Here is an 11,925-nt window from a genome sequence, read left to right as displayed (position 1 = left end):
GGGCGAACGCGCCCGTCGTCTCCATCGGCCCGGCCTCCTCGCCCCACTGGCCCTGAGGCGGCTGGAACGGGCTCCTGGGGTCGTTGGCCGGTGAGAATCCGCTCGCGGCGTCGGCGGGCAGCGCGAAGGCTCCGGTGGTCTCGAACGGCTCGGACTGCGGCGCGCGCGGCGGCGGCGTGTCCGTACGCCGTGGCATGGGAGCCCACTGGCCCGTCACCTCGGGCTGGTCCGGTGGGGAAGGCCAGCCGGGCTGGTCGGCCTCCTCGTCAGGACCCCAGAATGCGCTGCCGTTCCCCCGTTCGTCCCCGTCTTCGGATCCACCTGTGCCGTGGCGGCCCATGGCTGCCCTTTCTCCCGGTTACAGTGGCCGCCAATCTTCATAACACCTTCGCTACGCCGCTGTCACAACAATCCCGTTAGTCACGCCACAAATCCGGAAAATTTCACGTAAATCGGGACAAGAAGTCACTCAAAGTGATCCCAGCCGCGCCGTCCGACCTTCCGGCCGCGCACCACGACACCGGTGCCCTCGACCACGCGGCCCACGACCTGCCACGATGCCGGCAGGCGTACCTCTGGGGGGAACACCGCAGCGAGCGCGTGATCCTCACCACCCGTGAGCACCCACTCCAGTGGATCGGCCCCCACCTCCTTGGCCGCCACCGCGACCGGCTCCGCCACGGCGAACGCCTGGGGATCCAGCTCGATCCCGACCCCGCTGGCCTCGGCGACGTGGCCGAGGTCCTGCAGCAGCCCGTCGCTGACGTCGAGCATCGCGCAGGCGCCCAGTGCGGCGGCCTGCGGCCCCATCGGGTACGGTGGCGACGGCCTGCGATGGGCGGCCACGACCTCCTCCAAGGCCGGGGAGCCGCCCGCCAGGCCCTCCTCCAGCACCGCCCATCCGGCGGCGGCGTACCCCAGCCGGCCCGTCACCGCCACCACGTGCCCCGGCCTGGCCCCGGAGCGCAGCACGGGAGCGCGCCCCTCCAGGTCGCCCAGCGCGCTCACCCCGATGACCACCTGGTCGCACCGGGTCACGTCACCGCCGGCCACACTGGCGCCGACCACGGCGCACTCGTCGCGGAACCCGTCGGTCAGGTCGTCGAGCCACGTCAGGGGCAGGTCGGCGGGGATGCCGAGCCCCACCACGATCGAGGTGGGCACGGCGCCCATGGCGGCCACGTCGGCGAGGTTCTGGGCCGCGGCCTTGCGTCCGACGTCATAGCCGCCTGACCAGTCACGGCGGAAGTGCCGGCCCTCCAGCAGCAGATCGGTCGAGACCACGACACGCCCGTCGGGCGCGGCCACCACGGCCGCGTCGTCACCCGGCCCGAGCATTACGGCAGCACCCTGGGGAAGGCGTCCGGTAATGCGATTTACCACACCGAATTCGCCGAGATCTCCGACTGTGATGACACACCTCCTGACGCACACAGGGTACGGTTACCCATCGGCGTGATCCAATCGCCCAGGAGGACGTAATGGTGCAGGCCTACATCCTTATTCAGACCGAAGTGGGCAAGGCCGCCGCCGTGGCCCGCGAGATCTCCGGCATCCCGGGGGTCACCCAGGCGGAGGACGTGACAGGGCCCTACGACGTGATCGTGCGTGCGGAGGCCCACAACGTCGACGAGCTGGGCAAGCTCGTCGTCGCACAGATTCAGGCGGTGGAGGGGATCACGCGTACCCTGACGTGTCCGATCGTCCACATCTGAAGGTGGTCTCCGCATGCGTGCCGCCACTGTCCTGCTCGCTCTGCTGACCCTCGCCGGGTGCGGCACGGTGCAGGTCGATCCGCCAACGCCGCAGGGCGAGGCGGTGGCCGCGTGCGACAAGCTGGCCGGGCTGCTGCCCGGGACCCTCGACGGTGACGAGCGCGGCACGTCCACGCCCGAGTCGCCGTACGTCGCCGTCTGGGGCGAGGGCACCATCGCGCTGCGCTGCGGAGTGGGCCGACCGGCCAGGATGGCGCCCACCGACCAGCTGCGGGAGATCGGCGGCGTGGGCTGGTTCGCCGATCCCGACAGGCCCACGTTGTTCACCGCGGTGACCGACACCGCGTACGTCGAAATCACCGTTGGAGGCGAGCACGTGGCCGCCGAGGTGCTCGCGGACCTGTCGGAACCGATCGCCCGGATGGCGGGCCGCTGACCGGCCGATCGTTCAGCGCAGCCCCGCCGACCGAGTCAGCGCGAGCTGGATGAGCCGGTCGACCAGCGCCGGATAGGGCAGGCCCGAGGCGGCCCAGAGCTGCGGCGCCACCGACAAGGACGTGAACCCGGGCATGGTGTTGATCTCGTTGAACACGAGCCCGCCTTCGGGCGTGTAGAAGAAGTCGACCCGCGCGAGCCCCTCGCAGTCGAGCGCCTCGAACGCGCGCACCGCCATCGCCCGGACCTCCTCGGCCGTCCCGGCCGGGATGTCGGCGGGCACGGTGAGCGACATCTGCTCGGGATAGTACTTCGCCTCGAAGTCGAAGAACTCCTGCCCGCCCTCGACCCTGACCTCGCCGGGGATCGACGCCGCGGCCGGCTCGTCGCCGGGCGACTCCAGCACCGCGCACTCGATCTCGCGACCGGCGACGGCCGCCTCGATGAGCACCTTCGGGTCGTGCTGCCTGGCGGCCTCCACCGCCGCCTCCAGCTGGGACCGGTCGGACGCCTTGGAGATGCCCTGCGAGGAACCGGCCCTGGCGGGCTTGACGAACACCGGGAAACCGAGCTCCTCGGCCTCCTTGACCACGCGCTCCCGGTCGAGCCGCCAGTCGCGGTCGCGGACGACGACATAGCGGCCGATGGGCAGCCCCGCGGCGGCCATCACGGTCTTCATGTGGGCCTTGTCCATGCCGACGGCGCTGGCCAGCACCCCCGAGCCGACGTAACGCACGCCGGCCATCTCCAGCAGGCCCTGGATCGTGCCGTCCTCGGCGAACGGCCCGTGCATCACGGGGAACACCACGTCGACCGAGCCCAGCTCCACCGGGATGCTGCCCGGGTCGTAGGCCACCAGCGCGTTGCCGCCCGACGGGAGCGCCAGCGCCGCGCCCGCCCCGTCGACGACCGGCAGCTCACCCGACTCGATGGCGAACCGCTGCTCGGACGTGGTCAGCACCCACCTGCCGTCCTGGGCGATCCCGATGGGGATCACCTCGTATTTACTCCTGTCGATCGCTTCCAGAACGCTGCCCGCGCCCATGAGGGACACGGCGTGCTCCGAATTGCGACCCCCGAAAACGACGGCGACGCGTGGCTTGCTCATGGTGTCCGAATCTACCGGGGTGTCCCTGTCACAGCGAGCCGAGCACGCCGTAATCAGGCCTTCTCTATACGCCGTAACGCTCGGGTTTGGGCGAGCGTGACATCAGCAACATGCCCGCCTCCGCCGGGGACATGCCGTCGTGCACCACTCCGACGACGACTTCGGTGATGGGCATCTCGACGTCGTGTTTCCTGGCCAGCTCCAGCACGGACTCGCAGGACTTCACGCCCTCCGCCGTCTGCTTGGTGGCCGCGACGGCCTCGTCCAGCGTCATGCCCCTGCCGAGGTTCTCGCCGAACGTACGGTTGCGCGACAGCGGCGAGGTGCACGTGGCCACCAGGTCGCCCATGCCGGCCAGCCCGGCGAACGTGTGCGCGTCGGCGCCGAGCGCCGCGCCCAGCCGGGAGATCTCGGCCAGCCCTCTGGTGATGAGCATGGCGCTGACGTTGTCGCCCATGCCCATGCCCGCGGAGACGCCGACGGCCAGCGCGATCACGTTCTTCACCGCGCCGCCCAGCTCCACGCCGACGACGTCGGGGTTGGTGTACGGGCGGAACCACGGCGGCAGGTGACAGGCCGCCTGGAGGCGGGCGGCGACGGACTCGTCGGCGCAGGCGACGACGGTGGCGGCGGGCTGGCGCATGGCGATCTCCTTGGCCAGGTTGGGCCCGGAGACGACGGCGACACGCTCCTCCGGCACCTCGGCGACCTCGCGGATCACCTCGCTCATCCGCTTGGTCGTGCCCAGCTCGATGCCCTTCATCAGGCTGACCAGCACCGCGCGGGGCGGCAGGTGCTCGCGCCAGCGGGCCAGGTTGGCCCGCAGCCGCTGCGCCGGCACGGCCAGCACCACGAAGTCGGCGCCGTCGAGCGCCCGTGCGGGGTCGGTCGTGGCGCGCAGCGAGACCGGCAGCTCGATGCCCGGCAGGTAGTCGGGGTTGGCGTGATCACGGTCGATCGCCCCGACCAACTCCGGCCTGCGCCCCCACAGCGTGACCTCGTTGCCGGTCTCCGCCAGGATCATGGCGAACGTCGTGCCCCACGAGCCCGTGCCGAGAACGGCCACCTTCGTCATGCCATCACCGTCCGGCGGGGTCGTAGGGAGTTTCCGGCGCCTTCTCCCCGCGCAACCCGGCGAGCTGCGCGGTGATCGCCGCCATGATGTCGGCCGTCGCCTCGCGCAACACGTCCGCGTGCGGTGGCCGGTCCGCGTATTTCGACAGATCGACCGGCGGCCCCACGCTCACGCGGAACGTCTTGCGCGGAAACAGCCTGGGCTTCTTCTCCCCGTAGGGGAGCAGCTCATGCGCGCCCCAGTGGGCGACCGGGATGACCGGCACGCCACTCTGCAACGCCAGCCGGGCCGCGCCCGTCTTGCCCACCATGGGCCACAGGCCGGGGTCACGGGTGCAGGTGCCCTCCGGGTAGAACATGATCGCACAACCGTCGGCGAGCCGCTCCGCCGAGATCTGCAGCGACAGGGCCGCCTCACTGCTGCCGCGGGCGACCGGGATGGCCAGCAGCGCCGTCACGGCCCGGCCGAGGAAAGGCACTTTGAAAAGCGCGGACTTGGCGAGGATTACCGGCCAGCGCCCGTTGTTGTAGAGGAAGTGCGACAGCAGGACAGGGTCGGCCCAGGAGAGATGGTTGGTCGCGATGATCACGCCGCCGGTGCGGGGGATGCGCTCCCCGCCGCGCCAGTCCTTCTTGACCAGGAGCCGGGACAGCGGTTTCACCACGACTACTGCCAGGGTTTCCCAGAAACGCGACGGTCGCGTGGGGCGGCTCATGGTCTCCTCCAACACCTGCGGGATGCGCCCCAAGTCTCCCGGTTGGCCGCTCGGGATGTCGAGGCGCGCGATGCTTGAGCGTTCGGCTTGGTCCCCGCGCGCGGGGGATTTCCATCTTCACAGGTCGGGGTCACCGCTCCGCAGCCGCCTGGGCGCCGGCGGAGGTGACGTCGTTCACGGTACGCCCTGCCGTCAGGATGTTCTTCGGGGCGTCGAGCCGTCGCCTGCCCGCACGACGAGGGTTTCCCTGGCTGAAGCCCGCGGTCTTCAGCGAAGGAGAAACCGATGAGCAACCGGTGGTCACTGGTGGTACCGGTGAAGACGCTGGTCGCGGCGAAGACCCGGCTCGCCGCGGCGACCGGGCCCCACCGCACCAGGCTGGCCGTCGCGGTGGCCTGCGACACCGTGGAGGCGGCGCTGTCGTGCCGACGGGTGGCGCGGGTGGTCGTGGTGACCGCCGACCCGGCCGCCGCGGGCCCTCTCGCCGGGCTCGGGGCCGAGGTGGTGCACGACCCCGATCGCGGGCTGAACACCGCGCTCCGCACGGGGGCCGCCCATGCCGTACGCGTCGCGCCCGGCGACGCGGTGGGCGCGCTGCAGGCCGACCTGCCCGCCCTGCGGCCGGCCGAACTGGCTCTGGCGCTGGAGGCGGCGGCCGAGTTCGACCACGCGTTCGTGCCCGACGCGCCGGACGTGGGGACCACCTTCTACGGCGTGCGGCCAGGGACGCCGTTCACGCCCAGGTTCGGCGGGGAGTCGCGGGCCAAGCACCTGGCCGCCGGGGCCAAGGAACTGGCCGTGCCGGGGATCGACTCCGTACGCCGCGACGTCGACACCCCCGACGACCTGCGCGCGGCCGTCGCGCTCGGGCTCGGCAGGCACACGGCGGCGGTGGTGGGTGAGTTGTGGCCGGACACGTGACCGGGGCGGCGGTCAGGAAGCGGCGGCCGATCTCATGACGGCGGGTGCGGTCCAGTACGCCGTTGCCACGTTCGAGCCGCTCCTTGGACACGATGGCGGGAAGCAGGCTCAGGAAGGCGATGTCGAAGAACACCGTGCCGGCGCCGAGCCCCAGGGCCACGGCACAGGGCTCGGGACAGACGGTTATTGGACCGCCCGGCGCGGCCGCCTTAGGCTGGTCCTCGTGCAGGCGACGGTGCGCAGTTTCGACGAGGCCACTCGCTCGGGCACGGTGTTCCTCGACGACGGGACCGTGCTGGAGTTCGGCGTGCCCGCCTTCGACGCGGGGCCGCTCCGGTTGCTGCGCACGGGGCAGCGGGTCAATCTCGCGATGTCCGGCGGCGCGATCACTTACATCACGCTCTCCACTTTCCCGGTGCCCGGCGCATGAAATGCGGACGCCCGGGCCGGACGGCCCGGGCGTGGTCCGCTGAGTTTACTTTTTCTTGCCGATTTTCTTGCCGCCCTCGTTCACGAGCTCTTTGAAATCGGAGCCGGGACGGAACTTCGGCGCCCAGCTCTCCGCGACGTTGATTTCCGCGCCGGTCGACGGATTGCGCGCCGTGCGGGCGGGCTTGTTCACCATCTCGAACGCGCCGAAGCCCGTGATCGAGACCTTGTCGCCGCTGGCCACGGCCTTCTGGATGGCGTCGACGACCGCGTTCACGGCCTCGGTGGCCGTCTTCCTGTCGCCCACCCGATCCGCGATGGCCTCGACGAGTTCACGCTTGTTCATGAAAGTCCTGCTCCCCCAGTTACGGCTCGGGGCTCCAGTTTACGTGTTTGACGGAGAAACCCCTTACGGGCTCGAAAGTAGGCGGGATCGCAGGGGAACTCAATCACCGGGCGTGTTTTCCGCACTTCGTGGCGTGTCGGGGGGCTCGTCAAGGGAGGCCAGAAACGTGTCGAGGCGGAGCGCGGCCCTTTTCGGGTCCCGCTTCGCGAGGTCGCAGATCGACAGATAGCGGCGCGCTATCCGTTCCTTGTCGGCGGCGGGGAGCATGCGGACGCGGCGGTGCGCCTCGCGCAACCGCCGCGCCAGTTCGTCGTCTTCTAGACGGTCGTCGGCAGCCATGGCTGCCGACCATTCTCGTATGCCGCCACCTCGTCGGCGTGACGGAGGGTCAGCCCGATGTCGTCGAGGCCCTCCATGAGCCGCCAGCGGGTGTAGTCGTCGATCTCGAAAGCGATGACCTCGTCCGCCCAGCGGACCTGGCGTTCCCGCAGGTCGACGGTGACTTCGAGCTTCGGGTCGGCCTCGACAGCCGACTGCAGGTCCGCCACCTTGTCGCCGGGCAGGACGACCGGCAGCAAACCCATCTTCGTGGAGTTGTTGCGGAAGATGTCGCCGAACCTGGCCGCGATCACGACGCGGAACCCGTACTGCTGGAGCGCCCAGACCGCGTGTTCGCGCGAGGAGCCGGTGCCGAAGTCGGGGCCGGAGACGAGGATCGAGGCGCCGTCGTAGGCGGCGTCGTTGAGGACGAACTCCGGGTCCTCGCGCCAGGCGGCGAACAGGCCTCTCTCGAAGCCGGTGCGGCTGACCTGCTTGAGCCAGACGGCCGGGATGATCTGGTCGGTGTCGACGTTGCTGCGGCGCAGCGGCACCGCCGTACCGGTGTGGGTGGTGAAGGCTTCCATCGATTGTCCTTACGGGTCTACAGGGCTGGAGGTCCGAGCGGGACGCCCGGCGTCAGAGGTCGGCCGGAGCGGTGAGGCGGCCGGTCACCGCGGTCGCGGCGGCGACCTGGGGCGACACCAGGTGGGTGCGGCCGCCCTTGCCCTGGCGGCCTTCGAAGTTGCGGTTGGAGGTCGAGGCGCTGCGCTCGCCGGGCTTCAGCGTGTCGGGGTTCATGCCGAGGCACATCGAGCAGCCGGCCTCGCGCCACTCGGCGCCCGCGGCCTTGAACACCTCGTGCAGGCCCTCCTCCTCGGCCTGCACCTTGACCTGCATCGAGCCGGGGACGATGAGCGTGCGGGTTCTCACCTGGCGGCCGCGCAGGATCTCGGCGGCCGAGCGCAGGTCCTCGATGCGGCCGTTGGTGCACGAGCCGACGAACACCGTGTCGACCTCGATCTCGCGCAGCGGCGTGCCCGCGCGCAGGCCCATGTAGTCGAGCGCGCGTTCGGCGGCCGAGCGGGCGACCGGGTCGTCGAAGGAGTCGGGGCTCGGCACGGACTCGGCGAGCGGCAGCCCCTGGCCGGGGTTGGTGCCCCACGTGACGTAGGGGGTCAGCATCGAGGCGTCGATCTCCACGACCTTGTCGAACACGGCGTCGTCGTCGGTGCGCAGCGACTTCCAGTGTGCGACGGCCTGGTCCCACGCCTCGCCCTGCGGCGCGTGCGGGCGGCCCTTGAGGTAGGCGAACGTGGTCTCGTCCGGGGCGATCATGCCGGCGCGGGCGCCCGCCTCGATCGACATGTTGCACACCGTCATGCGGCCCTCCATGGAGAGCTTGCGCACCGCCTCGCCGCGGTATTCGACGATGTAGCCCTGGCCGCCGCCGGTGCCGATCTTGGAGATGATGGCCAGGATCAGGTCCTTGGCGGTGACGCCGGGGGGCAGCTCGCCCGAGACCTCGATGGCCATCGTCTTCGGCCGGTAGGCGGGCAGCGTCTGGGTGGCCAGCACGTGCTCGACCTCGGAGGTGCCGATGCCGAACGCGATGCCGCCGAACGCGCCGTGCGTCGAGGTGTGGGAGTCGCCGCAGACGATCGTCATGCCCGGCTGCGTCAGGCCGAACTGCGGGCCGATGATGTGCACCACGCCCTGACCGGCGTCGCCCATCGGGTGGAGCCTGACGCCGAACTCCGCGGCGTTCTTGCGCAGCGTCTCGACCTGCTTCTTGGACACCGGGTCGGCGATCGGGCCGAGCACCGTCGGCACGTTGTGGTCCTCGGTGGCGATCGTGAGATCGGGACGCCGCACCTTCCGGCCGGCGAGACGGAGCCCGTCGAACGCCTGCGGGCTCGTCACCTCGTGGATGAGGTGCAGGTCGATGTAGAGCAGGTCGGGCTCGCCGTCGGCGCGCCTGACGACGTGCTGCTCCCAGACCTTCTCGGCCAGTGTGCGGCCCATGTGATCTCCTCCTGCTTAGAGCGATGCGACGCATCGCGGCTCAGTCGCTCGGACCCGGTCTCTTCCCTCGTCGCTGCGGTCGCCCCGTTCCCTGCGCTCTCGGTTCAGAGATCGGCGGTCCCTCGCGGGAGAACCTTCGTGACTTGCCTTCTCATATGTCGAGACGGCAGTATCGTCCTATGGACAACTCTAGCGGAGTCGGAGTACTCGACAAGGCAGTTCTTGTACTCAATGCCCTCGAAGCGGGACCCGCTTCACTGGCGCAGCTCGTCCAGGCCACCGGTCTGGCCCGCCCCACGGCCCATCGGCTGGCCGTCGCACTTGAGCACCACCGCATCGTGAGCCGCGACACGCAGGGCCGTTTCGTGCTCGGTCCACGGCTGTCCGAGTTGTCCACCGCGGCCGGCGAGGACCGGCTGCTGGCGGTGGCCTCCCCCGTACTGATGCAGCTCAGAGATCTGACCGGGGAGAGCGCGCAACTCTACCGCCGCCAAGGAGACGAACGTGTCTGCGTCGCGGCGGCGGAACGGGCCAGCGGCCTGCGCGACACGGTTCCCGTGGGTTCGGCGCTGCCCATGACGGCGGGCTCGGCGGCGCAGATCCTGCTCGCCTGGGAAGAGCCCGACCGGCTGCACCGCGGGCTGCGCGGCGCCAAGTTCACCGCCGCCACGCTCGCGTCCGTGCGCCGCAGAGGCTGGGCCCACAGCGTCGGCGAGCGGGAGCAGGGAGTGGCCAGCGTCTCCGCCCCCATAAGGGGCAGCGGCGGCAAGGTGATCGCGGCCGTGTCGGTCTCCGGGCCCATCGAGCGGCTCACGCGAGCCCCCGGACGGTTGCACGCGGTGCCCGTCATGGCGGCGGCCGAACGCATCACCGAGGCGATGCGCCGCACGTCATGATCGGCGAAACCAGGTATTTCCGGGGCCGACAGCCTCGTGAGCACACTAGCCTGAGTGCGTGACAGATCGCATCGAGGTAGCCGCCACTGAGCTGCGACCCCTGCTCGAAGAGTTCATCATGTGGGCGCGTGCGAACGCGCCCGGAAGCGACCCCGAGCTCGTGGGGCCTGCCGCACTCTGGCACCGTCTCGCCTTCTCGCAGGACCTCGGCACGTGGAAGCGTGCCGACCTGCGTAACCTGCTGCTCGACCGCATGCCCAAGGTCGTGGAGGATCCCGACGCCGCCGCCGACGGGATGCTCCCCGCCGTGGACGCGTACCTCACGTTCCTCTCCCAGACCGGCAGGCTCGCCAAGGGCTCCGACTCCCTCGCCGATCTGCAGGCCGAACTCGACGACGTCGAAGACGAGTTCGTCGACCTGATGGAGGAGCTGATCGACGACGCCGACGGCGAGGAGGACGAGGAGGAGACCGGCGACCTCGGCGACTTCGAGGCCTTCGCCGACGAGCTGGCCGAACTCGACACGATCAGGCTGCGGCCCGACTCCGAGCTGGCCGCGGCCGCCCGCGAGGCGCCGCTCATCGCCAAGGCCCGCGACCTGGCCGTGTGGGTGGGTTCCGGCCGCCGCGTGGGCGAGGACACCCTGCTCAGCGACGCCGAGGTGGAGGAGGCGCTGGCCGCCGTCGGGCTGCCCAGGCCGGAGACCGACGGCCCCGTCGCCGAAGCCGTCCCCTACCTGTGGAACATCTGGAACCTCGCCGTCGACCTGGAGTTCCTCGAACCGGGCGACGCCAGCACGGTGACGGTCCAGGACGACACGTCCGAGTGGCCGTTCGACGACGACGAGGACGTGCTCGACGCCTGGATGCTCGGGCTGCACTCCGTCGACTACGGCGACCCGGAGCTCGACGACGACGATCTCACCATGGCGCTGGCGGGCCTGACCCGCGGCCTGCTGGTCAGGCTGCTGCTCGCCGGCGGCTCACGCGACCTCGACGACCTGAGCCAGGACCTGGCCGAGGCCGCCGCCGACCTCGACGAGCTCGGCTCGGACGCGTGGGAGGCGGCGGGCGACCCGCTGGCGCCCCCGATCGACTGGCTGATCGGCTACGGCATGGTCGAGCTCGACGGCAAGACGATCAGACTCACGCCGCTCGGCACCGAAGGGGTCGTCCACCTCGTCGACGACGCCGACATCGAGGTCGACGCCCGGCCGGCGATCGAGTCCATGAGCGCCCACGAACTGCTCGCGCTCAGCGCCGAACTGCCGGAAGAAGAGGCCGACGCCGAGTTCGCCGCCTGGATGCGGCTACGCGAGCCCGGCAGAGCGGCCGAAGAGCTGCTGGAGGCGGCAGGCGAGGACGAAAGCGACGCCCTGATCAGGGTGCAGGCCGCCAGCGTGGTCGGCACCCTCGGCGAGGCCGCCATCCCGGCCTGGCAGGAGGCGCTCAAGCAGCCCACGCTGAGGCCGTACGCGGCCACCCATCTCAGCCAGCTCGCAATCGAGGGCGCGCCCGAGCCGACACAGGACGACACGCACTGGCTCATCCTCGACATGTGGACGATCTCCGCCGGGCTGGGGAGGTCGGAGTTCGTCAGCAGCCTGCAGGACATAGGGCCCGACATGGTCAGCAACCTGCTGGAGGTGATCTGGAAGATTCCGCACGCGCATGTGGAGGAACTGCTGGATCTCATCTCCCAGGTGCATCCCGACAAACAGGTCGCCAAGACCGCCCGGCGCGCCCTGTTCAAAGCACGCAGCCTGTAACCGCCCGCTCCCAATTGATCAGCACGTTCTGAACGGCGTTGTGTGATCCGCTTGGTGTGAGCCGCTCGGTGCGGCGCACACCTGGCGGCACGATCGGCTGCTGCGCCAGACGTCGCTCCGGCACGCCTGGCGCCGACCGGGCTGCGGCGCCGTGCGTGGCTGGGCGGTCCCAGC

The 11,925-nt window shown here is 70.5% G+C and carries 15 protein-coding genes; 6 read left to right on the top strand and 9 right to left on the bottom strand.

The features are described 5' to 3' along the window. A partial coding sequence (locus E1267_RS22185) for a hypothetical protein (RefSeq protein ID WP_132334508.1) occupies positions 1 to 196 on the bottom strand: 196 nt, incomplete at its 3' end. A gap of 269 nt (positions 197 to 465) precedes the next feature. Further along, positions 466 to 1,413: a thiamine-phosphate kinase gene (locus E1267_RS22180; protein WP_132334511.1), complete on the bottom strand. Its 948-nt coding sequence runs from the start codon at positions 1,411 to 1,413 to the stop codon at positions 466 to 468. Positions 1,414 to 1,481: 68 nt separating this feature from the next. Here E1267_RS22180 and E1267_RS22175 point away from each other — a divergent pair, with 68 nt between their 5' ends. Beyond that, the gene (locus E1267_RS22175) at positions 1,482 to 1,715 is read left to right on the top strand and encodes an Lrp/AsnC family transcriptional regulator (protein WP_132334507.1); all 234 of its coding nucleotides are present in this window, start codon (positions 1,482 to 1,484) and stop codon (positions 1,713 to 1,715) included. 13 nt (positions 1,716 to 1,728) lie between these two features. Next, positions 1,729 to 2,151: a DUF3515 family protein gene (locus E1267_RS22170; protein WP_132334506.1), complete on the top strand. Its 423-nt coding sequence runs from the start codon at positions 1,729 to 1,731 to the stop codon at positions 2,149 to 2,151. 12 nt (positions 2,152 to 2,163) lie between these two features. On the opposite strand, the gene E1267_RS22165 is transcribed toward E1267_RS22170, so the two are convergent. The 3 genes from E1267_RS22165 to E1267_RS22155 form a co-directional block, all read right to left on the bottom strand. Continuing rightward, complete coding sequence (locus E1267_RS22165; RefSeq protein WP_132334505.1) at positions 2,164 to 3,258, bottom strand: D-alanine--D-alanine ligase family protein; 1,095 nt, start codon at positions 3,256 to 3,258, stop codon at positions 2,164 to 2,166. A gap of 64 nt (positions 3,259 to 3,322) precedes the next feature. After that, the gene (locus E1267_RS22160; RefSeq protein ID WP_132334504.1) at positions 3,323 to 4,333 is read right to left on the bottom strand and encodes an NAD(P)H-dependent glycerol-3-phosphate dehydrogenase; all 1,011 of its coding nucleotides are present in this window, start codon (positions 4,331 to 4,333) and stop codon (positions 3,323 to 3,325) included. Between the two features lie 4 nt (positions 4,334 to 4,337). Next, positions 4,338 to 5,048, bottom strand: a complete 711-nt coding sequence (locus tag E1267_RS22155) for a lysophospholipid acyltransferase family protein (protein WP_132334503.1) — start codon at positions 5,046 to 5,048, stop codon at positions 4,338 to 4,340. Between the two features lie 285 nt (positions 5,049 to 5,333). On the opposite strand from E1267_RS22155, the gene cofC reads away from it, so the two are divergent. Both cofC and E1267_RS46545 read left to right on the top strand, forming a co-directional pair. Next, entirely contained in the window at positions 5,334 to 5,969 is a 636-nt protein-coding gene (gene cofC, locus E1267_RS22150; protein WP_132334502.1) for a 2-phospho-L-lactate guanylyltransferase, read from the top strand. 34 nt (positions 5,970 to 6,003) lie between these two features. Beyond that, on the top strand, positions 6,004 to 6,399 hold the full coding sequence (locus tag E1267_RS46545; RefSeq protein WP_246064126.1) for a hypothetical protein: 396 nt from the start codon (positions 6,004 to 6,006) through the stop codon (positions 6,397 to 6,399). Positions 6,400 to 6,444: 45 nt separating this feature from the next. Here E1267_RS46545 and E1267_RS22140 read toward each other — a convergent pair whose 3' ends face one another. The 4 genes from E1267_RS22140 to leuC all read right to left on the bottom strand — a co-directional run bounded on the left by E1267_RS22140 (position 6,445) and on the right by leuC (position 9,087). Next, positions 6,445 to 6,744 carry an HU family DNA-binding protein gene (locus E1267_RS22140; protein WP_132334500.1) on the bottom strand — a complete coding sequence of 100 codons (300 nt, stop codon included), beginning with the start codon at positions 6,742 to 6,744 and terminating at the stop codon, positions 6,445 to 6,447. A gap of 99 nt (positions 6,745 to 6,843) precedes the next feature. Continuing rightward, positions 6,844 to 7,083: an SCO5555 family protein gene (locus E1267_RS22135; protein ID WP_132334499.1), complete on the bottom strand. Its 240-nt coding sequence runs from the start codon at positions 7,081 to 7,083 to the stop codon at positions 6,844 to 6,846. Then, positions 7,062 to 7,649 carry a 3-isopropylmalate dehydratase small subunit gene (gene leuD / locus E1267_RS22130; protein WP_132334498.1) on the bottom strand — a complete coding sequence of 196 codons (588 nt, stop codon included), beginning with the start codon at positions 7,647 to 7,649 and terminating at the stop codon, positions 7,062 to 7,064. Before leuD ends, E1267_RS22135 begins: the two co-directional genes overlap by 22 nt. A 52-nt stretch (positions 7,650 to 7,701) precedes the next feature. Continuing rightward, the gene (gene leuC, locus E1267_RS22125) at positions 7,702 to 9,087 is read right to left on the bottom strand and encodes a 3-isopropylmalate dehydratase large subunit (protein WP_132334497.1); all 1,386 of its coding nucleotides are present in this window, start codon (positions 9,085 to 9,087) and stop codon (positions 7,702 to 7,704) included. A gap of 179 nt (positions 9,088 to 9,266) precedes the next feature. Between leuC and E1267_RS22120 the strand changes: the two genes are divergently transcribed. Then, positions 9,267 to 9,983, top strand: a complete 717-nt coding sequence (locus E1267_RS22120) for an IclR family transcriptional regulator (RefSeq protein WP_020543978.1) — start codon at positions 9,267 to 9,269, stop codon at positions 9,981 to 9,983. Between the two features lie 58 nt (positions 9,984 to 10,041). After that, positions 10,042 to 11,751, top strand: coding sequence for a hypothetical protein (locus tag E1267_RS22115; protein ID WP_132334496.1), 1,710 nt, complete (start codon positions 10,042 to 10,044; stop codon positions 11,749 to 11,751). The last annotated feature ends 174 nt before the right edge of the window (positions 11,752 to 11,925 follow it).

It is taken from the genome of Nonomuraea longispora (assembly GCF_004348345.1).
Lineage (GTDB): Bacteria > Actinomycetota > Actinomycetes > Streptosporangiales > Streptosporangiaceae > Nonomuraea > Nonomuraea longispora.
The sequence above is the reverse complement of the archived record's forward strand: the minus strand, read 5'-3'. Positions and strand labels throughout refer to the sequence as shown.

What these genes read in the sequence shown, in the direction of transcription:
- E1267_RS46545 (WP_246064126.1), top strand. Translation starts at nt 6,004, where the DNA reads ATGACGGCGGGTGCGGTCCAGTACGCCGTTGCCACGTTCGAGCCGCTC.
- cofC (WP_132334502.1), top strand. Translation starts at nt 5,334, where the DNA reads ATGAGCAACCGGTGGTCACTGGTGGTACCGGTGAAGACGCTGGTCGCG.
- E1267_RS22165 (WP_132334505.1), bottom strand. Translation starts at nt 3,258, where the DNA reads ATGAGCAAGCCACGCGTCGCCGTCGTTTTCGGGGGTCGCAATTCGGAG.
- leuD (WP_132334498.1), bottom strand. Translation starts at nt 7,649, where the DNA reads ATGGAAGCCTTCACCACCCACACCGGTACGGCGGTGCCGCTGCGCCGC.
- E1267_RS22170 (WP_132334506.1), top strand. Translation starts at nt 1,729, where the DNA reads ATGCGTGCCGCCACTGTCCTGCTCGCTCTGCTGACCCTCGCCGGGTGC.
- leuC (WP_132334497.1), bottom strand. Translation starts at nt 9,087, where the DNA reads ATGGGCCGCACACTGGCCGAGAAGGTCTGGGAGCAGCACGTCGTCAGG.
- E1267_RS22175 (WP_132334507.1), top strand. Translation starts at nt 1,482, where the DNA reads ATGGTGCAGGCCTACATCCTTATTCAGACCGAAGTGGGCAAGGCCGCC.
- E1267_RS22140 (WP_132334500.1), bottom strand. Translation starts at nt 6,744, where the DNA reads ATGAACAAGCGTGAACTCGTCGAGGCCATCGCGGATCGGGTGGGCGAC.
- E1267_RS22120 (WP_020543978.1), top strand. Translation starts at nt 9,267, where the DNA reads ATGGACAACTCTAGCGGAGTCGGAGTACTCGACAAGGCAGTTCTTGTA.
- E1267_RS22155 (WP_132334503.1), bottom strand. Translation starts at nt 5,048, where the DNA reads ATGAGCCGCCCCACGCGACCGTCGCGTTTCTGGGAAACCCTGGCAGTA.
- E1267_RS22135 (WP_132334499.1), bottom strand. Translation starts at nt 7,083, where the DNA reads ATGGCTGCCGACGACCGTCTAGAAGACGACGAACTGGCGCGGCGGTTG.
- E1267_RS22160 (WP_132334504.1), bottom strand. Translation starts at nt 4,333, where the DNA reads ATGACGAAGGTGGCCGTTCTCGGCACGGGCTCGTGGGGCACGACGTTC.